The sequence below is a fragment of the Kordia sp. genome, from assembly GCF_022447245.1.
GTDB lineage: Bacteria > Bacteroidota > Bacteroidia > Flavobacteriales > Flavobacteriaceae > Kordia.
Genome location: NZ_JAKVBC010000057.1, coordinates 1 through 21,739 on the forward strand (window position 1 = coordinate 1; position 21,739 = coordinate 21,739).

The following is a 21,739-nucleotide window of genomic DNA, read 5'->3' on the forward strand; positions in this document are numbered from 1 at the left end:
ATATCCTGTTCGTATTAACTTATCTTTTTTATATTTGGTCAGATAAATAATAAGTGGAAAACCATTAATAGTTTCACTGCTCTTTCTACCATCTAATCTAAATTTACCTCTCATAATTGCGGAAAAATTGCGGAAATGATGCGGCAATATAGGTATTTTGTGGAAATTGCGGAAATTATTTAAAATAACGAAACTATAAAAAAGCTTTCGAATGCCTTATTATTAAAGGATTGAAGGATTTTTACACAAAAAAACATTTTTTCGTGTTGATCCCTCAAACACATCATATTGAAAATGTTGTGTTGCTTGAAAAAAGGGAGCTTACATGAAATAAAATTTTCATTCCCCATCTAGAATGCTAAGTTAAGTCAACAATAACATATCAAGCTACTTGATTCTTTTTCATCAAATACTTGTTGACAGGTATTTGATTTCCGATTCCTTGATGTCTTCTTTAGCTATTGTAATAGTTAAAATATTTCTTGAGTTGTCTGAATAAATCTATGGTGGAGTCTGGTGAATTAAGATAGATATTTTCGTATTTCACAGTTCTCCACAAGCGCCCAATAAATAGATTGTCAATAGCACGTCATTTTCCGTGCACACTTAAGTTGATTTCACTACCGAGAACGAACTTAGCAAATACCTCTGATGTAAGCTGACTTCCTTGAACGGTATTTATAATTTCAGATTTTCCATAAATAGCAACTGTTTCTTTTAGATTTTCTTTACACCATCTAGCGTTCATGGTATTGGAGACAGATCAGTTTAAAACGTATCTGCTATACAGAACTATGATAGCAACTAAATGCATAAAATCTTTTCGTATGGAAAAGTACAGCAAAATCCATTGAAACAACCATTTTCTATGTGAAGTCGCTATTTAAGTATGATACCTTTATTCTAAACAGTGTTTACTTTATTGTCCATAATAAGGTTAAAAAATAAAACATACTTAAAAGTCCTATGAATGCCTTATTTATTTTTAAATATGAGCTTTTTTAATGGTTGCTGTTGTTATAAACAGTTGATTCCAGTTTTTTTAATAATTTAGGATTGGATGGTCTTAACTCTTCTGGACTTATTACTTTGCCTTCTTTGTCTAAAAATATGAATCTAGGTAGCGCACCAACGTCATAAAATTTTACAAAATCTGAATTTGCACCAGAATAAAGTTGTATTCCTTTAATTGAATTTTTGTTAATATACTGCTGCCATTTATCAAATTCTCGATCAGTACTAATTGAAATAATTTGAAGTTCATCACTATTAGAAAAGTGTTCCTCAAGTTGTTTTAAAAAACCATATTCCACTTTACAAGGCTTACACCAAGTGGCCCATACATCAATGTAGAGATATGTACCATGAAAATCTTTTAATGAAATATTATTATTATTTGTATCTGTAAAAGAAAAGTTGTTCCCTATTTCATTTATTAAAGATTTTTTATAAAGGTATTTTTCATTCTTCTGCTTGAGAATATTGGAGAATTTTTCAAACTTCATTTTGACATAAGTACTTAAACTGTCAACTACATTTAGTGAAATTCCTTTTTCATTAATTAAGTCACCTTTTTCATTAATGAGTATTTCAAGCTCTTTTTGCGCAATACCATTCCGAACTAAATGCGACAATTGATTTTGATATTTTTTGAAAACGCTAAAAAATTGTTAGAGGTTTTAAAGGTTCCATTATAAGTTATAGATTCGAAAAGTTGGTTTTCGTCCATAGACAAACTTATGATACTGTTTGGTGAAATTAATAACTCCGCTAGTTCTGCCTGTTTACCATTAGAAAATGAATAAATTTGATAAATTTTACTCTCTAAAATATTCATAGTGTCTTTGACACTATTAGACTCCTGAAATCTAAGAGTTGTCTTAATCTCCCATGAGTTTTCTTTGTCATAAATAATTAAACTATCCAGTGATTGTTGATTAGTTACATTAACTTCGATTATAGATAAAGTTTTGTTTATTTCTTGCTTGCAACCGAAAACTATAATGGAGAGAAGCAATGCAATTATTGACGTTTTAATCATTTTACTCAGTATTTGTAATAACGATTAGAATAAGTTGATTTTTCGAATTTATTCCATTGTTATGTATATTATTATAATTTACACAAATTACGACTTAAATTCAAGCAAAAAAACTGGAATAAAAAAAAAGAAGCAAAATGAGTATTTAAACCTTTTTGAAAATAAATCTTCAACAAAGTACATCTAACAAAAACTAAGCAGTTAGATATGCGCGTAATGCATGTTGCATAACAATAATATATTGAATAATTGTATATCCTGCTTAATACAAGGCAAGAGAAACAGTTAAAACCTTCAAAATATTAGGATTCAATTACAAAGGTATCTGCCAAAAACAGTTTTACAATTGGAAAACTAGGCAGCTGACAAAGATTAAAGCAAAGGTAAAAACTATGTCTTTTTAGAATTTCAGAGGCACAAGAGTTGTATTTCGTTATATGGTACATCAGAAATATCTATGTTAAACATAAAATGATTGCTACCTATTTCTGCATTGAAAGATTATCCTTTTAAAAAGTAATTACAGAGTATCATACTCAAACCAAGAAGAAAATATATATAGGTTCATCCAAACAAAGCAAAGACTGTCTATTGACAGGATCATATTAGGGTAAAACAGTCAAAGAGAAAAAATTTTAAGGAAGGTGTTATTTAGATAAATACCGACCTGTCATTGCCAGAGTAAACAACATGCATAAAAGTATATAAAAAGAAACGGCAAAGTAACTTATAAAACTGTGCTGTAAGACTTGGATTATTTATGGAAATTCTGAAAATCAATACCAAAGAAATACATCTTTACTTTAGAAGTGTTCATATTAGAGTTAGATTATAAAATTAAAAAGAAAGACACTCTTAAAAACGCCAAGAGTGCCTTATTTATTTTTGAAATAATAGCTTCTGAAATCGTTAACTTTACTGTAAAACGTTATTTTTTTATATTTTTTTTGTGGTGATTCCTGTTTCAGTTTCCAATTTTAGAAAATATAACCCATTAGGCAAGTTGTTGAAATCTAATTTTTCATTTTTTCTTTCAAAAACTAATTGACCAATTTTATTGAAAACATTTATTGACTTGATATCTGTAGCATTTTCAATGAATAAAATATTTTCAACAGGATTTGGAGAAATGTTTATGGCTTCCATTGAAAAATCAGGAGTTGCAAATGTGTTATTGACTACCAAATTATCAAATCCGAATAAAGAGCCAGACGAAGAGGTTACTGTAAATGATGTTACATCACTCCAGTTTAAGTTAACTAATGCGCTTCCTGAAATTAACGTTGCAACATCAGGAGAATTGCTTCCTCCTACAGGAGTGAAAGTGTAATCAATTGTAATTCCATTCCCTTCAATAGCCAAAATTGAAATAACTTGTGAAGGATCACTTAGAGTAAAAGTAACAGATGTTCCAGTTGTTGTTGATTGTGAAACAACTAGATTAGCTGAAGAGCCGTAGCATCCTCCACAATTTACAATATATGGTAATCCAGAAAGCGTAGCCGTAATACCACTAATAGTTTCTGATACATTATTTCCGTTATCAATTGCTGTTTCCTACTCAAAAGTGATTTGCGCATTTAACGTGCTTATTGTTAAAAATAGGGTAATTTTTTTATCCATAATTATTATTATTTGGTGATTAATACTTTATTATCTATGATTTTTTTCAATATCAAAGATGCATATTTTCAACATACTTTATTTAACTGATATATCTCCAACATAGCAAGTATAATAGGTACAGCTCTAAATTTTAATATCATATTGATCATTCAAGTTGTTAGAACTTTTTCTTCAATGTATAGATTAGATTTTCATGAATTATATCACCTTAATCATTTTTGATATTTTTTTCAGCTGCTAATGATGTTATTATTTTATGTTTAGAATCAATCCTTAGAGATACTAATGTATTTTTTCTTTAGAAAATTTATTGATTCAAGGTATTGAAGTTGCGATTTTAAAGAAAGGGGATTTTTAACATCCCATTCACTTTTTTTTACAAAAATATCCTGTTTGTATTAACTTATCTTTTTTATATTTGGTAAGATAAATTATAGGAGAAAAACCATTAATAATTTCAATGCTCTTTATACCATCAAATATAAACTTATCTCTTGTAATTGCGGAAATTATTTAAAAAAACATAACTAAAAAAGCTTTCAAAATCACTATAAATTTAGACTTAAAGTGTTTTTACATGGAAAAACACTTCAAGCTGTTAATACCACAAACGCATGGTATTAAAAATATAGTGCTTCTGGAAATGAATTTAACGAAGAAATAAAAATAGATGAAGAAGTTATCCTGTGCAGGAATTTTGGGAATGCTAGTTACAGTAGCATTTTTCTCATTTTCATGCGAAAAAGATGATATATGTGTTGAAGGCACAATAGCAACGCCTTTGTTGGTCATTGAATTCTTTGATTTAGATGAGTTCAATGCAACAGGAAATGATATTGTAAAAAATACAACCGATTTATGGGTAGAAGCTGTCAATCCTAATACTGAAGTTGTAAATGGTGTTACTGTAATTGTAGATGCCATTCAAGCTACACCACAAAATGTGAGTACTATTTCTATTCCGCTACGTACTGTTGAAAATAGCACTGAATACCGATTTATCTCGGAATATGCTTTAGATGATGATGGAAATCAGTTAGGAAATGAAGACATCTTAACGTTCAATTACGAAACTCAGGAAATTTTCCTTTCTCGCGCCTGTGGATACATTACAAATTACACCTTAAACGAAACCGATGGTGCAGTCGTTACTGACGATGGCAACAATTGGATTAATGTTACCTCAGGTGTTGTAATTTCAGAAAATATTGTTCAAAATGAAACCGTTACGCATGTTAAAATATATCACTAGTATACTCGCAGTTTTAGTTTGTAGTGTAAGTTTTGCACAAAATGCTACAACGGAAGTAGCCAATGACACACTTCCAAAATTAACCACTTTTCCGCTACGTATTGGAGTTGATTTAAGCAAGCCAATTCGTATGGCTTTAGAAGACGATTATCAAGGTTTTGAAATTGCGGCTGATTTTAGATTGACTGAAAAGTTTTATATCGCAGCCGAGCTAGGAAACGAAAAGAAAACTGTTGATGAAACACAGCTAAACTTTACCACAGAAGGTAGTTTTATCAAATTAGGATTCGATTTTAATGCCTATGAAAACTGGTTTGGAATGGAGAATGCTATTATTGTAGGAATGCGTTATGGTTACAGTACACACAAGCAAACTTTGAATAGTTATACAACCTATCAAACCAATCAACATGTAGAAGATGAAAGTCTGTTAACACAAACTCCAGGCACCGAATTTTCAAGTTTGAATGGACATTGGGTAGAAGTTGTTGCTGGTGTCAAAGTAGAAGTATTAGATAACATTTACATGGGATTTAGCTTACGATTGAATCGATTGCTAAACACCAAAGAACCTGAAAACTTTCAAAATCTATTCATCCCGGGATTCAATAAAGTAACAACGGATAGCAATGTTGGTGCTGGATTTAACTACACGATTAGTTATTCCATACCTATTTATAAAAAAGCCAAAAAGAAAAAGGTTGAAGAAGAAACGGAAGAATAAAATTTTTCAAGATATATACTACAGGAAGCCATCAATTAATTGATGGCTTTTTTTGTATGAGCGTACACTTTTTAGGTTTTAGAAAACGTAGTTTAGCAATATTTTTTTAGTATATTCAATTTACCAATAATTACTTTACATCAATGAAACCAAACAACCGACTCAGAATCAGCATCTTCATCATAACTCTATGTGCTTTCGTTTCTTTTTGCAATGCCCAAAACGTAATTGACACACGTTTAATGACAGATCCTGCAATTAGTAAAGATAGAATTGCTTTTATTTATGCTGAAGATTTATGGGTTGCTAACAGAGATGGTTCTAATCCAATACGTCTAACTATTGATGAAGGAATTGAATCACGCCCTAGGTTTTCTCCAGACGGCTCTAAAATAGCATTTAGTGCCCAATATGATGGAAACACTGATGTATTTATTGTCAATACAAATGGAGGTGTTCCAAAACGATTAACTTGGAATCCTTATTACGATCGTGTTCGCGGATTTGATGCCTCCGGAAAACATGTACTTTTCTCTTCTAGAAGACACAGTCATGTCTATCATCATCGACAATTATATTTGGTAAATATTAACGGCGGTCCTATCAAAAAATTACCCATTCCAACTGCGCATTATGCAGCATATTCTCCAGATAATGAATACATAGCTTACACTCCTTTTCCAAACGCTCATAAACAATGGAAAAATTACCGTGGAGGAAGACAAGCGCGAATCTGGATATACAATACAAAGAATCATGAAGTTGTAGAAATTCCAAAACCTACTTCAGGCAGTAATGATACAAATCCACAATGGATTGGCGATACTGTTTATTTCAGATCAGACAGAAATGGAGAATTCAATATCTATTCATATGATACGAACTCAAAACAAATCACACAACATACAGATTATAAAAAGTTCCCTGTATTATATATTTCTGCAAGCAAAAAGGATCTTATTTATGAGCAAGAAGGATATTTACATATTTATGATCCTACTCAAAAGAAAAAAACAAAATTAACAATAGGTATTGCAACAGATTTATTAGAAATGCGTCCGCGTTTTGTATCTGGTAGAAAATATGTTAGAAATGTTTCTATTTCGCCTACAGGAAAAAGATTAGTGGCTGACTTTAGAGGTGAAATTGTAACCATTCCAGTTAAAAAAGGAGATGTGAAAAATATTACAGAAACTACTGGCGTGCATGAAAAGTCTCCCAAGTGGTCTCCTGATGGAAAACATATTGCCTATCTTTCTGATGCTACTGGAGAATATGAATTGCATATACAAAATCTTCAAGATAGCAATACCCAAAAAATAAAACTCGGCGACGTTGGTTTTTACGGAGATTTACATTGGTCGCCTGATGGAAAAAAAATATCTTACAGTGATCATACCAAAAGTTTATACATATTAGATATTGCTTCAGAAAAAAGTATTAAAATTGCCTCTGACGTTTTAAATACTGGTGGATCTACAGGTTATTTATTTCGTGATTGGTCGTACAATTCTAAATGGATTACATATGTTATAAAATCAGAAACACTCTTTGAAAAAGCATATATATACTCTGTAGATCAAAATAAATCATATTCAATTTCTGATGGTTCATCTCATGTAAGCGAGGCTATTTTTGACCATAGTGGAAAATATATTTATATGACAGCTTCCACCAATGCAGGACCTGTCGTAAATTGGTTTGATTTGTCTAATAGAGATTCTGAAATGACAAGTTTAATCTACGTAGTTACTTTACAAAAAAATACGATTTCACCTTTAGCTAAAAAAAATGATGAAGAAGCTATTGTTGAAAAGGTTAAAGGAACCACAAATTCTGACGAAAAGAAAAATACTGACTTCACTATAGACTTTGAAGGAATTCAAAACAGAGTCGTGGCACTCCCTATTGGATCTGGACAATATTATGACTTAGCATCTGTAAAAGAAGGGGAATTATTATATATAGATGGTGAACCGCATTCAAGTTATTATTCACCTCAACCTCTAAAAAAATATAGTCTTTCCAATCAAAAAGAAAAAGAAATCATGAGAGCTTCATGGTTTCACATTTCTGCTAATGGAAAGAAAATGTTATACTACAAGCAAGGTAACTATGGTGTCGTCAATGTAGGTGACAAACCAAAAAACTCTACTGTTAACTTATCATCTATCAAAATAAAAATTGACCCTCCGAAAGAATGGCGAAATATTTTTAACGAAGCTTGGCGTGTAAATCGTGACTATTTTTATGATCCAAATATGCATGGTCTTGATTGGAATAAAATGAAAAAGAAATACGAACCTTTTCTAGCAGATGTTACCACACAAAATGATTTGTATAGAGTCATGCAATGGATGTTTAGTGAATTAAGTGTTGGTCATCATCGTTTTGGTTATACAAGAGATTGGCTAAATAAAGCTCCTTACATTAATGGAGGATTGTTAGGAGCTGATTATGAAATTAAAAACAATCGTTATCAAATAACTAAAATATATAAAGGTTCAAATTGGACGCCAAGCTTACGAGCTCCTTTAAATGAACCTGGTATTAATGTAAATGAAGGTGACTATATTATAAAAGTAAATGGGAAAAATGTTACGGGTAAGCAAAACATATACGCATTTTTTGAAAATACTGTAGATAAGATTGTAACACTTACGGTTTCAACAAAAGCAGATGGCTCTGATGCTCGCGTATACAAAGTTGTTCCAATTTATGACGAAATTGACCTTAGAAGCCTTAGCTGGGTTGAAGAAAATATCAAAAAAGTAGATAAAGCAACAAACGGACAAGTAGGCTATGTCTTTGTTCCTAATACGAGTGACAAAGGACACGAATATTTTAAACGTTATTTTTATCCTCAAACCAATAAAAAGGGAATTATTGTAGATGAACGATTTAATGGCGGTGGACACTTAGCTGATTATTATTTAGATATTTTAAATAGAAAAAAAATGTCAAATTGGAGCTTTAGACATGGAGCAACTATGTCTACTCCAAGCGCTTCCATAGATGGACCAAAAGTATTACTTATCAATGAAGGTGCTGGTTCCGGTGGTGATTATTTCCCTTGGGCTTTTCGTAAAATGAATTTAGGAACTATTGTAGGAAAAAGAACTTGGGGCGGATTAGTCGGTATTTCTGGTTTTCCTAGATTCATAGATCGTGGCTATGTAACAGCTCCACACTTTGCTTTTTGGGACGAAAATGGTTTTGGAATTGAAAATGTGGGTGTAGCTCCTGATGTAGAAGTAGATCAATTACCAAAAGATGTAATTGCTGGAAAAGATCCTCAATTAGAAAAGGCTATTGAGATTGCTTTAAAACAACTTAAAGAAAATCCACCTACTCAACTAAAACAACCTAAATTTCCAATTAGAGTACGTAAAGAACAAAATAAATTATAGCATATTATATGACCATCAACGAGAAAGCACGCATCTACGCTTCTGAAAAACACAGAGCAGCTAATCACATGTACGATCAATATTCGTATGAGTTTCATTTACAAATGGTTGTAAATACCGCAGAACAATTTATTCACTTAATTCCACATGAAGCGCAGCAAAATGTATTGGCAGGTTGTTGGGTTCATGATGTTATTGAAGATGCTCGCGAAACCTATAATGATGTCAAAAAAGCGTTGAGTGAAGAGGTTGCTGAACTCGCGTATGCTTTAACTAACGATAAAGGACGTACACGACAAGAACGTGCAGGAGAAAAGTACTATGCTGGTATTCGTAACACACCTTACGCAACCTTTATAAAACTATGCGATCGTATTGCCAATGTAACACATTCTAAAAATACAGGAAGTCGTATGTTGAAAGTATACAGAAAAGAGAATCCTGGATTTATTGAGAAGCTCAATGATAAAAAATATGTAGAAGTGATTGAGTACTTAAAAAATCTTTTGAAAAATTGACTTCACAACTCTCTAATTCCCTTGCTAAAAATAGTTTTCATAATCAGCTTTTCTTTGCCTTGATCTTTTATGACAAAAAATTTAGGTGCTAAAATACTTGAAATCACTGCTGCAATCAACGCTAACCATAATCCATCAGTTTTAATGATATATCCTAATACCAAATAGCGAAGTATTAAAAATAGTGATACAAAAGTGATAAAGTTAAATATAAGTGCTTTCGTTTTTGGTGTCATGTTGTGTGCGTATTTTAAGAATTTTTATGTTGATGTTTGGCTTTTTTACTTCCTGCGTACATTTCATACTTTACCAAACGTGATTCCAATTTTCCATTGAATACTTTTATTTTTCGCGATGGACGCAAGCCTACGAATTTTAATGCTTCTATGTTTGAGGTAATAAACCAAGCATTGGTATTTGGATAGCCTTGTTTTAAGGTATCTCCTATTTCGGCGTAAAATTGTTCCATATCAATATGTAAACGCTCTCCGTATGGCGGATTGAACAAAATATGCAATTTACCGTCTCCTTCCTTTTTTGTTTCAAAGAAGTTTGCACGGCGAATCTTGATGTAATCACTCAAGTTCGCATTCTTTACATTGTCTTTTGCTTTTTGAACTGCCGAAGGCGCTTTGTCGTATCCGTAAATATTATAATGAAATTCACGAATTTTATTCAAACACGATTCTTCTATCTTCTCAAACAAATCTACATCCCAATCTTGCCATTTTTCAAAACCAAATTCTTTTCGATTGATGTTTGGCGGAATGTTACAAGCAATCATTGCTGCTTCAATAGCTACTGTTCCACTTCCACACATTGGGTCTAACAAATCACATTGTCCGTCCCAACCTGACATCATCACCAATCCAGCCGCTAGTACTTCATTAATAGGTGCAATATTGGTTGCCGTTTTATAACCGCGTTTGTGTAAAGAACCACCAGAACTGTCTAAAGAAATGGTACAATCGTTATTTTGAATATGCACATGAATACGCAAGGTCGGAAACTTCAAATCTACATTAGGACGTCTTCCTTCCGTATTTCGAAACTTATCCGCAATAGCATCTTTCGTTTTTAAAGCAATAAATTGTGAATGTGTAAACTGCTGCGAAGCTACCGTAGCATCAATCATAAATGTATCACTAGAAGTCAAGTATTTATCCCAATGCATATTATACACTTGGTCGTACAAATCCTTTTCATTTCTAACTTTAAAATACTTGATTGGTTTTAAAATTTTAATTGCCGTACGCAAGCATAAATTTGCTTTGTACATAAAACCTTTGTCTCCTCTAAAACTTACATTACGTGTTCCCTTACGGATATCTTGTGCGCCTAAACGTTTTAGTTCGTCTTCCAATAAATCTTCAAAACCGTGCAAGGTTTTGGCAACCATTTTAAAATTCTGTCCCATTTGCTAGTGTAATCTGTTGCAAAAGTACGTTAATTTGGTAATGTAGCAATTGTTTCCTGCAACAATGAACTCACATTATTATATTGAGTTATAAGAATACTAGTTTTTTTGTTCAATCAAATTTATACGAACTCTTCGGTTCAATTGCCTTCCTCCTTCTGTAGCATTGGAGGCAATTGGTTGGGTTTCTCCAAAACCTCTGGCTTCTAATTGGTTTCCATTGACACCTAAGTTTTCTAAAAACTCTTTGACAGCTAAGGCTCTTTTTTTCGATAGAGACAGATTATATGCATCATTTCCTTTACTATCTGTATGTCCATCCACATAGAATCTTACATTTGGAAATTTTTTCATGATAATTGCCATTTTTCCTAAATCATCATACGATCTCGCACTTAGCACAGCTCCATTAGTTTCAAAAAAGATTCGTTTTGCAATATAGTTGAGTTCTTCAAGAACTGTATTTGATATTTCTGGGCAACCTTTATTAGCTTTAGACCCTGCTATTTTTACACATTCATCTTCATCATCATATACTCCATCTCCATCAGTATCTACACTTTCAGGACAACCTTCTAAAGCTGGCAATCCTTTTTTAAATGGACATTTATCTTTATAATCTGGAACTTGATCGCTGTCTGAATCTACCGCGCTTCCATCTCCATATACTTTTACTCCTTTTGGTGTCATGGGTTCTACATCCAATTCATCAATAACTCCATCTCCATCTGTATCTGTTAAATCAAATACACCTGTATTTTGAGGTAAACTTTCCTTTTCTTTTTCCTTATCCCAAATTGTATGTTTCTCTGCTTTTCCTAGTTTATAAACAATTCCAATATGGTTCACGAAAAAGGTTTCCAAACTTTGTTTATCGGAAATTACGGCATCCAAATGATCTTCATAATTTAAGTAAAACGATGGTCTAAACTCAATATCTATTTTCTTACTGAGTTTATACTTGATTCCCATTTGCAAGGTTAAATAAATAGAACTTGCCTCATCTTGATTGTCTCGTAGAGGATTCGATCCAAAATCGACTTGTTCCGTTCTTAATCCATCTGGGTTTCGTTCATACAATACTGAGTTATATTGATGATAACCTCCTCCTATATACGAAGCCAAATACCATTTTTCAGAACTCCTTTTGTAGATATTGGAAAGACTCAAAATCAAATTCAGTTCTGCTCCATATGCACGTCCTTCAAAAAATAAATTATTGTTAATAGTGCCTTGATTGGTGTACAACACTTCATAGATTTCTGAAAAAGATTGTGCAGCTCCAGACAGTTTATTGTAATTCAGTTTTAGTTCTAAACCTAAAATAGGATTAAACATTTTATCTACATATACATATCCTCCAAAGTTCCAGAAGTTTCCTTGTGTTCCAGTTCCTATAGAACGCAAATCTCCATGCATAATGAAGTTGCTAATACCGCCTCCGACAGACCAAGTATTGGAAGGAATAGTATCATTTACACTTTCTTCAAAGATAGTTGTCTGAGAATTCGCTTTTTGAATTGACAACAACACTACTGCAATAAATCCTAATATGAAAAGGGGCTTTCTAGTCATCATTTGCCTTTCTATTATGTAATTAGCTAGTTTTCAGTTTATTTTCAAACCATAACTAATTTAGCAAATAGATATCCCTAGAATGAATGACTTGTATGAAAGTACAGATATATAAGTTAAAATGTAAGTTTTTTTCGACTAACGTATTATTAGTTCAAAGATTTACTTATGCACCATCATCGCTCAGCAATTTTTCTATTTTCCATTCAGTAACTTTTCTGTAACGTTTTATTCTGTCTGCATGCACTGGATTATACGTACATCTTGCTTCTTGAAAGCCGATCCAATTAGGAAAATATTTTTTTCCTAGCCTAAACGCTTTACTATGAAACCTTCCTATTTTTTTTATATTGAATTCTTCTGGTGGAGTTTCTATAAGATAGGTACGATATGCCAAAACAAAACTTAACATTCTTCCTAGTCTAAAAGGCGTTTCTACAAAACCTTCATCTTCCCAACCTACTATACCTTGGTCTCCTTCAAATGGATAATATTTCATTTTAGGATTATCCACAGTAGACTTTGTAGGCAATGTATTTTTATACTTTCCAAAGAAGTATCGTATTTGCAACCGAGCTATGAATATAACTATGTAATTTCCCATCTACTTGTTACTTTTCTTCAGTGTACCAAAGTTACGCTTTATCCTATAGACAATTTTGATATTCACTAAGATTATTATAGTTTTAAAAACTACAAAACCGAGGCAAACCAGATGGAAAATTTTAATTACTTATTGACTATTGTTACCATTTCAATATTCATCTCTTTATTTTTAGCTGTATTCCTTATCACGGTTTCTTCAACAAATAAATTAAGCAATCGCCTTTTTGCACTTTTTTTAATACTGTCTGCAATTGATGCAAGTGGTTATCTAAATAATTCTGGGAACGGACAACCGTATAATTTAGAAATGTTCCGGAGTTTAATCATTTTTCTACAATTACCAACATTGTATTTGTATGTGCAGTCTGCTTTGTATCAAAATTTTAAGTTGCAGTGGAAACATTTGATACATGCACTTCCTTTTATCGTTATAAATCTGCTTTTTATACAACGTTTTTATGGAGTATCCATTCCTGAAAAAATTGCCTTTCTAGATGATTCCAAATCGATGTATGAAATATACGTAAGCCACTTATTTTTGAATGTCCAAATTGTGTTTTACCTGTCGTCAATTTTTCTTATTCTACAAAAAACGAAAAAAATATATCTTCAAAATTATACTGGCGACGGTTTAAAGTTATATCAGTGGTTATTCCGCCTTTTAGTTGTCATTACAGTGTTTTATATAGTAGCTGTGGTTAAAAATATGTATAAGCTTTCTTCTTATGATGACATTTCCGATCAAATTACAATTGGCTTATATGTGATGAATTTGGTTATTATTTGCTGGTATTTATTGAAAGCACTCAAAAACCCTACTTTGTTTAAAGGTATTGATTCCAGTTTGGCTCCTATAGAAAATCATTTCTTTACATCTAAAAAGCAGCAGTCTCCTTCTATAGACAATACTTCTCCTAATATAGAATTGCAAAAGCTACAAATGTATATGGAGAAAGAACAACCTTTTTTAAATGCTTCTTTAACGATTCAAGAAGTTTCAGATGCCATTGATATTCCTGTACGCGAATTATCCGTTTTGATTAACAACAGACTTGGACAGCATTTTTTTGATTTTGTAAATTCATATCGCATCAAAAAAGCCCAAGAATTGTTAACCGATTCCACAGATAAAAAACGAACAGTCCTTGAAATTTTATATGAAGTTGGATTTAATTCTAAGTCTTCTTTTAATACTTCCTTTAAAAAACACACAGGTGTAACACCAACTGCATACCGCAAAACACACTCTTAATCAGATATTTGTAAAAAGTCGTACGTTTTCAATGTAGAAGTCGAACGCTTTTGTTTTATAAAATCCGTTCGACTTTACGTAATCGGTCGCACAGCATACTTTTCTATTGCACATTTGTAGCAAACAAAATCACAAATACATTTAGCATTATGAAACGTATCAGCAGTCTTCTTTCTATTTTACTATGTACAACCTACTTTTCTTTTGGGCAACATGCTACCAAACAAATTGATTCCATTGCCAAAAGTTTTCATCAAAAACATCCTGACATTAGTATGAGTATTGGTTTTATAAAAGACAATCAAGAATATTATACGGCGTATGGGAACCTCAGCAAAGAAAGTAGTATCAAGGTAAATAAGAATTCTGTTTTTGAAATTGCTTCAATTACAAAAATATTTACTATGAACTTAATTGCGCAAGCTGTATTAGAAAACAAACTGCAACTTTCCGATTATATAGATGCGTATTTACCGAAGGAATATCGTTTACACAAAAACATTCAGCAGAAAATAACAATTTCCGATTTGGCTTCCCATCAATCAGGTATTCCAGATATTGATTTTGCAGCTTTGATTGCACAAAATCCACAACAACCTACAAGTATGGTTACCTCTAAAACTTTGGCTACATTGGTTAATAATTGTGAAAGCTTAATTGATTACGGAACGTATCGATATTCCACTATTGGATATGCCTTGCTAGGAAAAATACTAGAAAACGTATATGGTAAAAGTTATCAGGAAATCCTTGAAGATAAACTTACGACACTGTTACAACTCACCAATACGTTGACTACAGATTTTGAACTACCAAATACAACTGTTGGTTACAATGCAGAAGGTGGCAAACAAGAGTTTTTTACTTGGAATGTTGTAGCGCCTGCTGGATTGGTAAAATCGAGCACAGCTGATTTGATTACCTATATAAAATCCGTACTTGATAAAGATACAATGATTGGAAAAGCCGCTTTGCAAACCGAACTGCTTTTTTATAAAGACGCCAATAGAGCAATGGGCTTAGGACTTATGATTGTTAAGGATGATAACAATACTTTGTATTTAAAATCGGGAGTTTCTATGGGACAATCTTCGATGTTGTGTTATAACAGCGCTAAAAATTGGGGCATAGTAATATTACTGAATCATAGAAATCACGAATTGCGTAATGCAATGTTGAGTACTATTTATGAAACAGTTTTGAAGTAACAAAAGCTATCTCAGTGTAGGATTATTGTCCGTAACTTTTTGCAACGCTTCTTTATCTTTTTTATAGGATTCATTATTGAGTTTTTTATCTTTTTTTGCTCCAAAGAGTGATAGCAACTCAAATATATTCTCAATAAGAAACCATGCCAAAGCGATTCCTGCAATAGTAAGTGAAGTTTTAAATGAGCCAGTATTAATAAAGGCATAGATGAACATTACTATGGCAAATCCTAAAATGATATAACTAATAATCTTTCTCATAATTGTCAATAATCTCTAAGATAGGTAAATAATTGTAAATCAACTAGTCAATCAATGAAACGGGTTCAAATCGTTCTTGCTTTACAATATGTGTAAACTCTGTGAGTATTTTTTCCAATTGTTGTATGGACTGTACTTGTTCTTTTTTGGTATGAATCATTCGTGTAAATGATCCTGGAGAAAAGTCAATACTTTTATATGTATAGTCCATCGCTTTTTGTACATATTGTTTTCTATCGAGGTCTTGTATGGTACCGTAAATTGTAAAACTAGCTATTTTGGGAGCACTTAGATTGACATCAAACATAATATGAAAACCGTTTATTTCCGCAACTCTAACATAGTCAACCAAACTATTATGATTGGCTTTTAGGATTTCATTCGTAAATCCGATAGTTGCTAACTCAGCGTATGGTTTCTTGGAAAGAATTTTACGTTTATAGCGTCGCTTACGAAACCAATCGGACGACCATGCAGAAATGATAAATAACGGAATTCCAATCAATGTTATTCCATATATAATAAATATCCATTTGGTAGCAACCTCAGCAAAAAAGAAAAACAAAAACACAGAAAACAAGGCGCTTCCAATACCGCTAATCCAGAGAAAGGATTTGCGTAAAAATGTTTTATTCAGTGCTAGGAGTTCTTTCATATAGTTTTTATGTATTCTTCATATTACGCTTCTTCTTCGGCTAGTATTTTGTCAAAAACACATTCAAACTCATAACTCTTTGTAAGGTGTTCTATAATTTCTGTGATTTCTTTTCTATTAATTCTATCAACAATAATCATATCCGAAGCCCAAAAATATCTCCCATCTAAGCATTCGCCTGTTCGTTTATTCTTTTGTCGCAAATATTCAATGTTTGCATAAGTAAAAAAAGTAGCTACATAGCGTGTTCCATCTGTAAAAGTGACAATCACATCTGTGTTATCATTTATTTCTGGTGTACCATTAATAATCGTTCCTTTGAGTTCGGTACCAATCCAAATGTCTTCTTTTGTTTTATTCATTGTTTCAATTACTTATTGCTTTCATTATTTCGTTTCCTTACATCCCAAACAGATTCCGCAAAATCGAATACATGGTTATTGGTCTCTAAAATATACCCCGTTTCATAATCTAGTTTTCCTAAACTTTTTTCTCCTTCATGTATTTCAACAGTAATAGGCAAGTTAAGCGTCCAAGAATACAAATCTATTTAAGGCTCGTCATTAAATTTAATATAGCCAGTAAGCACATCTTCATCATCTTCATATGCATGGATTAGCTTGCCAAGTGTTATGGTCATTGAAACAGGATCATTTACTTCTTCAATTCCTTTTAAATTATAAGTTACAGATTTATAAACAATAGCCTTCGTATTGTCCATTTAATGTATCATTGATTGCCTTACATGTTCTACAAACGCTTTATGTTCTTCAAAGCTAAGTTATTTCCATGATGGAACTTTATAACTTAAAACACTGTCCACTTCTGTTGCCATTTCCATATACTCTCCTACCATATACAGAGAAAAACGAGCATACCTTCCTAGTTCAGCATATTCAGGTTTTGTAACTAGTTTAAGTGTATTTTTGGTCGTACAAGAAGAAAATAAAAGCGCACACAAGAGGCTTTAAGTAATTGCTGGTATATTTTTCATAAAATCGGTTTTGTTATATGCGTATAAAAATAGCTGTATTTGTTTCAATTCAATAAAAAATTCTTGCTTTTATGTAGGTGTACATCTTATACGACTAAAATTTTTTATCGCATTTTTCGTTATGCTTTCAAAACTAGTGATACACCAAAAAATACTATCTTTAAAACCTTACCTAAACATATTAAAATAAACCGATGAAATACCTTTTTACATTTTTGCTATTTGCTTTGGTTACCACTGCTACTACTGCGCAATGTAATGCTGATTTAAAACCATATACTACTGGATTTGACAGTCTAAAAGCAAGTTCTTTTTCTTTTCTCGATACAGCTTTAACCGATGTTAAAATTGTTGGTTATGGAGAAGATACCCACGGAACGGCTGAATTTACAGTCCTAGCAGAAGAGTTAATGAAGTATTTATCCGAAAAACACGACTTTAAAGTGTTGATTATTGAAACAGGTTTTGGAGAAGGACAGTATTTAAATGATTATATCCACGGAAAACGAGACGATTTAAAAACCATTTTAAACAAACATAATTCTACTTGGCGTTATAGAACCAAGGAGTTTTATCAATTAATGAATTGGTTAAAATCCTATAATAAAAACAATGACGATCCTATTTATATATATGGTTGCGAGATGCAATATGTAATTTCTGATGTCAATAGAATCAAAGCCTATTTACAAAAAGTAAACTCCGATTTTCCATTGGAAGGATTTGAAAAGCATTTATGGCAGCAAATAGAAGAAAGTGAAAAAACTGCGTATTACCTTTCGTATGCTCGACTCAAACAGCATTTTATAGATAATTATGAAGCTTTTGTAGCCGAAAGTTCTGAAAAAGAGTTTAGTATGGCATATCAACATGTTGCGGTATTGGGACAGTTTGTAACGGCTATTATTCAGCATGTGGAGCAACGCAAACGTGACTTTAGAGATATTTATATGGAGCAAAACATTGAATGGATTTTAAACTTTCACGGTACAGATGCCAAAGCAATGTATTGGGCACACAATGCGCATGTAGGCGATTGGATTGATAACGGTATTGTAGATGTTACAGGATATCAACTCCGAAAAAGATACGGAAACTACTATTATAATATTGCGACGGACTTTGGTACAGGCGAGTTTTTAGCCTTTTCGCAAGAAGGAAAAATGGGCACTTTTGGACATAAAGCCGTTTTGGAAGATACGTTTACACAATGCCTTCAAAGCTTTGGAAAACCAAATGCGTTTGTAAACTTTAGAAAAGCCCGAGAAGACAAAAAGTTAAGCGAGTTTCTTAACAGTCGTATTACGACCATGAGTGGCGCAGGCGCACAAGTACGAAACAGCAATACCGAAACCAAAGAACTAGCAAAAGCCTTTGATGGTGTTATTTATCTTGACAAAACTACTAAGATCAATTGGGCAGACTAAGCTGTTTTTAATGGTATTGATAAAATAATTGCCTAAAGCTGGAAGACTTTAGACAATTATTACAAAAGGTATTAATTTGTTTGTTCGAGCCATGCAGTACCTGAAACATTTTTAGGACCGTTATTTAAGGTCATAGTTCCTGTGACAGTTCCTGCACCTTCGTATACACCTCCCTCAAATGTTTGATCTGGAAATAAACTTTTCACTACAAATGATCCTTGTAGCTCTGGAATTTCAACTGATACTTCTGTAAAGTACGTCTTCCTACCTATAGTAACAGATTCAGTAGGTTTTAATTTGGTAGGGATAAAGTACGAATCACCTTCTGCATCTAGTTGAATCGTTGCTACTCCTTTAGTAACCTTGTTTAGCGTCGGTGTAGTCATTGAGTAATTAGAGATGGTAACTCCATTGTCTAATTGCATGTCTTGTAAAATCCACTTTACGCCTGCACCATGATTCCCAAATTTTCCCCATTCATGATCCATCCAAGTAACTCCTGTTACAGTGTGTACTTCAGCAGTTCCATTTTTTGGTGTAATTGTAATAGTCCCACTGGTTTGAATGCGTGTTAATGAAAAGTAGAAATTGTTATTATATTTTATAGGGTTTGGAGGACTTGGGTGCTCTCCTGTTCCCCAAACAATAAATGGTTTTCCTTCTTGAGACATTGTTAAATCAAATGATACTGTTGCATTAGTAGTTGCGTCGTTTAATGATGCGGTTACCTTCATATTTTTTGTTGGGTCTGCTGCTAGCGGCGCACTCATTGATACATCTTCCATCTTTACTTTCCAAGGTTTTGAAGGATCACTTTCTGCCCAATCTTCTGATGCTAATCCTGTTTTAGTTTCATGATAATGAACGCCATTTTTTACATCAGTCAACATTACTTCTGTAAAACCACCTGGATAAAATGCAGCGGCATTGATTTCAAAACCAAATACACGCCCCGAAGCTGTTTTTAATGTTCCTATGTGCCACCACCATTCTGTAGAGCATCCATTTGGTGCTGTAATTGCATTATACACTGGCGTATGTAAATACATGTCTTTTGGTAACGAAACTGCTGGAGCTGGTAACATAATTTTGTGTTCGGGCGCATTTTGTACATGACTACGATTGTGTCCTCTTAATGGTCTTTTTATTTTTGATGTAGTACTCATAATTTTAAGTTTTTAGTGTTGATGTTCCTACTCTATTTCAATTGACTTTTCGGATTCCGTCGTTGTTGAAACAAAGATGTTATGAATACATTGTTTTTTATAGCAAGGAACTACGTATTATTACAGAAAGGATACAAATAGCTATACCTACGTACTTCTACGCACTAAGAGCTCTAAGGTTTTACTATAATAATATGGTCGACAAGTTGTTGTTGCTATAACTTTTTGAGCAACTTCATAAGGTTATTAAACAGCATAAAGATTTACGTTATGTAACACGATTACTATGTTTATACATCTTACTATCTTTATTTATATTTGAATAATGTTATGAACTTACCTGAAGACTTAATTACATTCTTAAGATCAAAATTGGAACTGAATTATGATCATACTTCTGTGGAACCTGGTTTTGTAGAAATGATTGATTTTGAAAAACTGAAGCTTGGTAAAGTATGGATTGAAGGAAATCTTAGAGGAAAAACGTATTATGAAATTCCTGCTATCAACCTTAGCAATAGCTGTAAATACTATGATCCTGAATACATATTATGCTACTTACCCAATGAAGAAATGTATGGAACTTGGGATACAGATCATTGGATATTGTATGTTTTTCCCAATCGTAGTTGGACAGATATTTTTAAAAGTCCTGCAGATTTTATAAATCAACAATGGAATCCAAAAAAAGAAATCGGAATTGTTTTTTACCCAACCACAAGTTATACGATAAAACATGGCTGGCCATTTTAATAAAAGGTAATCGATACGTTGGAGAGGTTTAAGGGGAAGTTGTAAACTATTTTTAATAATTTAGTTTGTTTAGTTTGATTTTTCTAGACTTTCTAATTTTTCTATTACTTCCGAAAGTAGCTTAATGTACTCCTTTACATTATATTGTTTAATTTTTGGTAAAATTCTCTCTTCTCTTTCAAAATATCTCTTTATTTCTTTAATACATTTTTTATCTTTAATATTATATGGCTCCAATCTTCCATTTGAGTAAACTCTTTCAGGGAAATATCTCTTTTCTATAAAAGTAAAAAACAAATCAAGGTTTTTATTTGTATGCTTCCCCATTTTTAAAGACTTACCCTTTTTCGGACAGTTTAAAAATCAACTATTTTTGAATTATGAAGAAAAGCAGATTTAGTGAAGCTCAAATAATAGCTATGCTTCAACAGTACGAATCAGGAATTAAAAGTAACCGACATCTGTAGAGAAAAAGGAATTACTACAGCCACTTTTTACAACTGGAAGCGTAAATATGAAGGAATGGATGCCCGCCAACTCAAAGAATTAAAGTCATTACAAGAGGAAAATCGTCGTTTAAAGCAGATGTATGCGGATTTAAGCTTAGATCACCGTATTTTAAAGGATATTATTGAAAAAAAGCTCTAGCGCCTTGTGAACGAAAAGAATTGGCTCAAACGATTATAACTGAACAAGGTCTGAGTATTAAAAGATCCTGTGCGCTAGTGTGTCTGAGTCATTCCATGTGGTATTACAATACTACAAGAGATGATAGCAAAGTAATAGAAAAACTTTTAGAAATAAATGAGTTAAAACCAAATCGAGGGATTGACTATTACTATCATCGTATTGGT

The 21,739-nt window shown here is 32.4% G+C and carries 22 protein-coding genes and 1 pseudogene; 9 read left to right on the top strand and 14 right to left on the bottom strand.

The features are described 5' to 3' along the window. Nucleotides 1-589: 589 nt before the first annotated feature. The 4 genes from MK119_RS23075 to MK119_RS23090 form a co-directional block, all read right to left on the bottom strand. Complete coding sequence (locus tag MK119_RS23075; protein WP_290683875.1) at nt 590-748, bottom strand: hypothetical protein; 159 nt, start codon at nt 746-748, stop codon at nt 590-592. Between the two features lie 253 nt (nt 749-1,001). After that, the gene (locus MK119_RS23080) at nt 1,002-1,634 is read right to left on the bottom strand and encodes a TlpA disulfide reductase family protein (protein ID WP_290683877.1); all 633 of its coding nucleotides are present in this window, start codon (nt 1,632-1,634) and stop codon (nt 1,002-1,004) included. Next, on the bottom strand, nt 1,622-2,041 hold the full coding sequence (locus MK119_RS23085; RefSeq protein WP_290683879.1) for a hypothetical protein: 420 nt from the start codon (nt 2,039-2,041) through the stop codon (nt 1,622-1,624). Before MK119_RS23085 ends, MK119_RS23080 begins: the two co-directional genes overlap by 13 nt. Before the next feature lie 936 nt (nt 2,042-2,977). After that, nucleotides 2,978-3,403 (bottom strand): T9SS type A sorting domain-containing protein, encoded by a 426-nt coding sequence (locus MK119_RS23090; RefSeq protein WP_290683881.1) that lies wholly within the window; start codon nt 3,401-3,403, stop codon nt 2,978-2,980. A 934-nt stretch (nt 3,404-4,337) separates the two neighbouring features. Here MK119_RS23090 and MK119_RS23095 point away from each other — a divergent pair. From MK119_RS23095 to MK119_RS23110, 4 genes are all read left to right on the top strand, one after another. Further along, complete coding sequence (locus tag MK119_RS23095; protein ID WP_290683883.1) at nt 4,338-4,919, top strand: DUF6452 family protein; 582 nt, start codon at nt 4,338-4,340, stop codon at nt 4,917-4,919. Next, nucleotides 4,900-5,643 (top strand): DUF6048 family protein, encoded by a 744-nt coding sequence (locus MK119_RS23100; protein WP_290683885.1) that lies wholly within the window; start codon nt 4,900-4,902, stop codon nt 5,641-5,643. The genes MK119_RS23095 and MK119_RS23100 overlap by 20 nt, the downstream gene beginning before the upstream one ends. Nucleotides 5,644-5,786: 143 nt before the next feature. After that, nucleotides 5,787-9,053 carry a S41 family peptidase gene (locus MK119_RS23105; protein ID WP_290683887.1) on the top strand — a complete coding sequence of 1,089 codons (3,267 nt, stop codon included), beginning with the start codon at nt 5,787-5,789 and terminating at the stop codon, nt 9,051-9,053. An 8-nt stretch (nt 9,054-9,061) separates the two neighbouring features. After that, complete coding sequence (locus tag MK119_RS23110; protein WP_290683889.1) at nt 9,062-9,571, top strand: phosphohydrolase; 510 nt, start codon at nt 9,062-9,064, stop codon at nt 9,569-9,571. Nucleotides 9,572-9,573: 2 nt separating this feature from the next. On the opposite strand, the gene MK119_RS23115 is transcribed toward MK119_RS23110, so the two are convergent. The 4 genes from MK119_RS23115 to MK119_RS23130 form a co-directional block, all read right to left on the bottom strand. Continuing rightward, nucleotides 9,574-9,807: a hypothetical protein gene (locus MK119_RS23115; protein WP_290683891.1), complete on the bottom strand. Its 234-nt coding sequence runs from the start codon at nt 9,805-9,807 to the stop codon at nt 9,574-9,576. 14 nt (nt 9,808-9,821) lie between these two features. After that, entirely contained in the window at nt 9,822-10,988 is a 1,167-nt protein-coding gene (locus MK119_RS23120) for a class I SAM-dependent RNA methyltransferase (protein ID WP_290683893.1), read from the bottom strand. 99 nt (nt 10,989-11,087) lie between these two features. Beyond that, complete coding sequence (locus tag MK119_RS23125; protein ID WP_290683895.1) at nt 11,088-12,566, bottom strand: OmpA family protein; 1,479 nt, start codon at nt 12,564-12,566, stop codon at nt 11,088-11,090. Nucleotides 12,567-12,729: 163 nt separating this feature from the next. Further along, on the bottom strand, nt 12,730-13,167 hold the full coding sequence (locus tag MK119_RS23130; protein ID WP_290683896.1) for a hypothetical protein: 438 nt from the start codon (nt 13,165-13,167) through the stop codon (nt 12,730-12,732). Nucleotides 13,168-13,278: 111 nt separating this feature from the next. On the opposite strand from MK119_RS23130, the gene MK119_RS23135 reads away from it, so the two are divergent. After that, nucleotides 13,279-14,421, top strand: coding sequence for a helix-turn-helix domain-containing protein (locus MK119_RS23135; RefSeq protein ID WP_290683898.1), 1,143 nt, complete (start codon nt 13,279-13,281; stop codon nt 14,419-14,421). A gap of 149 nt (nt 14,422-14,570) precedes the next feature. Next, nucleotides 14,571-15,629, top strand: coding sequence for a serine hydrolase domain-containing protein (locus MK119_RS23140; RefSeq protein WP_290683900.1), 1,059 nt, complete (start codon nt 14,571-14,573; stop codon nt 15,627-15,629). Between the two features lie 6 nt (nt 15,630-15,635). Here the strand turns inward: MK119_RS23140 and MK119_RS23145 are convergent, their stop codons facing one another. The 4 genes from MK119_RS23145 to MK119_RS23160 all read right to left on the bottom strand — a co-directional run bounded on the left by MK119_RS23145 (nt 15,636) and on the right by MK119_RS23160 (nt 17,266). Continuing rightward, complete coding sequence (locus MK119_RS23145; protein ID WP_290683902.1) at nt 15,636-15,890, bottom strand: hypothetical protein; 255 nt, start codon at nt 15,888-15,890, stop codon at nt 15,636-15,638. Nucleotides 15,891-15,933: 43 nt separating this feature from the next. After that, nucleotides 15,934-16,545 carry a hypothetical protein gene (locus MK119_RS23150; protein WP_290683904.1) on the bottom strand — a complete coding sequence of 204 codons (612 nt, stop codon included), beginning with the start codon at nt 16,543-16,545 and terminating at the stop codon, nt 15,934-15,936. A gap of 23 nt (nt 16,546-16,568) precedes the next feature. Then, nucleotides 16,569-16,907: a hypothetical protein gene (locus MK119_RS23155; RefSeq protein ID WP_290683906.1), complete on the bottom strand. Its 339-nt coding sequence runs from the start codon at nt 16,905-16,907 to the stop codon at nt 16,569-16,571. 188 nt (nt 16,908-17,095) lie between these two features. After that, nucleotides 17,096-17,266, bottom strand: a complete 171-nt coding sequence (locus tag MK119_RS23160) for a hypothetical protein (protein ID WP_290683908.1) — start codon at nt 17,264-17,266, stop codon at nt 17,096-17,098. A 467-nt stretch (nt 17,267-17,733) separates the two neighbouring features. Between MK119_RS23160 and MK119_RS23165 the strand changes: the two genes are divergently transcribed. Continuing rightward, a complete protein-coding gene (locus tag MK119_RS23165; protein ID WP_290683910.1) occupies nt 17,734-18,966 on the top strand; it encodes an erythromycin esterase family protein in 1,233 nt (410 codons plus the stop codon). Nucleotides 18,967-19,037: 71 nt separating this feature from the next. Here MK119_RS23165 and MK119_RS23170 read toward each other — a convergent pair whose 3' ends face one another. Then, nucleotides 19,038-20,132 (bottom strand): lipocalin-like domain-containing protein, encoded by a 1,095-nt coding sequence (locus MK119_RS23170; RefSeq protein WP_290683911.1) that lies wholly within the window; start codon nt 20,130-20,132, stop codon nt 19,038-19,040. Between the two features lie 330 nt (nt 20,133-20,462). Here MK119_RS23170 and MK119_RS23175 point away from each other — a divergent pair, with 330 nt between their 5' ends. Further along, nucleotides 20,463-20,885 carry a hypothetical protein gene (locus tag MK119_RS23175; protein ID WP_290683912.1) on the top strand — a complete coding sequence of 141 codons (423 nt, stop codon included), beginning with the start codon at nt 20,463-20,465 and terminating at the stop codon, nt 20,883-20,885. 69 nt (nt 20,886-20,954) lie between these two features. Here MK119_RS23175 and MK119_RS23180 read toward each other — a convergent pair whose 3' ends face one another. Next, nucleotides 20,955-21,212, bottom strand: a complete 258-nt coding sequence (locus tag MK119_RS23180; protein ID WP_290683914.1) for a hypothetical protein — start codon at nt 21,210-21,212, stop codon at nt 20,955-20,957. Nucleotides 21,213-21,332: 120 nt separating this feature from the next. On the opposite strand from MK119_RS23180, the pseudogene MK119_RS23185 reads away from it, so the two are divergent. Next, a pseudogene (locus MK119_RS23185) lies at nt 21,333-21,533 on the top strand (transposase); the annotation flags it as partial. Between the last annotated feature and the right edge of the window lie 206 nt (nt 21,534-21,739).

What these genes read in the sequence shown, in the direction of transcription:
- MK119_RS23160 (WP_290683908.1), bottom strand. Translation starts at nt 17,266, where the DNA reads ATGGACAATACGAAGGCTATTGTTTATAAATCTGTAACTTATAATTTA.
- MK119_RS23100 (WP_290683885.1), top strand. Translation starts at nt 4,900, where the DNA reads ATGTTAAAATATATCACTAGTATACTCGCAGTTTTAGTTTGTAGTGTA.
- MK119_RS23130 (WP_290683896.1), bottom strand. Translation starts at nt 13,167, where the DNA reads ATGGGAAATTACATAGTTATATTCATAGCTCGGTTGCAAATACGATAC.
- MK119_RS23140 (WP_290683900.1), top strand. Translation starts at nt 14,571, where the DNA reads ATGAAACGTATCAGCAGTCTTCTTTCTATTTTACTATGTACAACCTAC.
- MK119_RS23135 (WP_290683898.1), top strand. Translation starts at nt 13,279, where the DNA reads ATGGAAAATTTTAATTACTTATTGACTATTGTTACCATTTCAATATTC.
- MK119_RS23170 (WP_290683911.1), bottom strand. Translation starts at nt 20,132, where the DNA reads ATGAGTACTACATCAAAAATAAAAAGACCATTAAGAGGACACAATCGT.
- MK119_RS23120 (WP_290683893.1), bottom strand. Translation starts at nt 10,988, where the DNA reads ATGGGACAGAATTTTAAAATGGTTGCCAAAACCTTGCACGGTTTTGAA.
- MK119_RS23180 (WP_290683914.1), bottom strand. Translation starts at nt 21,212, where the DNA reads ATGGGGAAGCATACAAATAAAAACCTTGATTTGTTTTTTACTTTTATA.
- MK119_RS23075 (WP_290683875.1), bottom strand. Translation starts at nt 748, where the DNA reads ATGAACGCTAGATGGTGTAAAGAAAATCTAAAAGAAACAGTTGCTATT.
- MK119_RS23110 (WP_290683889.1), top strand. Translation starts at nt 9,062, where the DNA reads ATGACCATCAACGAGAAAGCACGCATCTACGCTTCTGAAAAACACAGA.
- MK119_RS23095 (WP_290683883.1), top strand. Translation starts at nt 4,338, where the DNA reads ATGAAGAAGTTATCCTGTGCAGGAATTTTGGGAATGCTAGTTACAGTA.
- MK119_RS23150 (WP_290683904.1), bottom strand. Translation starts at nt 16,545, where the DNA reads ATGAAAGAACTCCTAGCACTGAATAAAACATTTTTACGCAAATCCTTT.
- MK119_RS23155 (WP_290683906.1), bottom strand. Translation starts at nt 16,907, where the DNA reads ATGAATAAAACAAAAGAAGACATTTGGATTGGTACCGAACTCAAAGGA.
- MK119_RS23115 (WP_290683891.1), bottom strand. Translation starts at nt 9,807, where the DNA reads ATGACACCAAAAACGAAAGCACTTATATTTAACTTTATCACTTTTGTA.
- MK119_RS23125 (WP_290683895.1), bottom strand. Translation starts at nt 12,566, where the DNA reads ATGATGACTAGAAAGCCCCTTTTCATATTAGGATTTATTGCAGTAGTG.
- MK119_RS23175 (WP_290683912.1), top strand. Translation starts at nt 20,463, where the DNA reads ATGAACTTACCTGAAGACTTAATTACATTCTTAAGATCAAAATTGGAA.
- MK119_RS23085 (WP_290683879.1), bottom strand. Translation starts at nt 2,041, where the DNA reads ATGATTAAAACGTCAATAATTGCATTGCTTCTCTCCATTATAGTTTTC.
- MK119_RS23105 (WP_290683887.1), top strand. Translation starts at nt 5,787, where the DNA reads ATGAAACCAAACAACCGACTCAGAATCAGCATCTTCATCATAACTCTA.
- MK119_RS23145 (WP_290683902.1), bottom strand. Translation starts at nt 15,890, where the DNA reads ATGAGAAAGATTATTAGTTATATCATTTTAGGATTTGCCATAGTAATG.
- MK119_RS23165 (WP_290683910.1), top strand. Translation starts at nt 17,734, where the DNA reads ATGAAATACCTTTTTACATTTTTGCTATTTGCTTTGGTTACCACTGCT.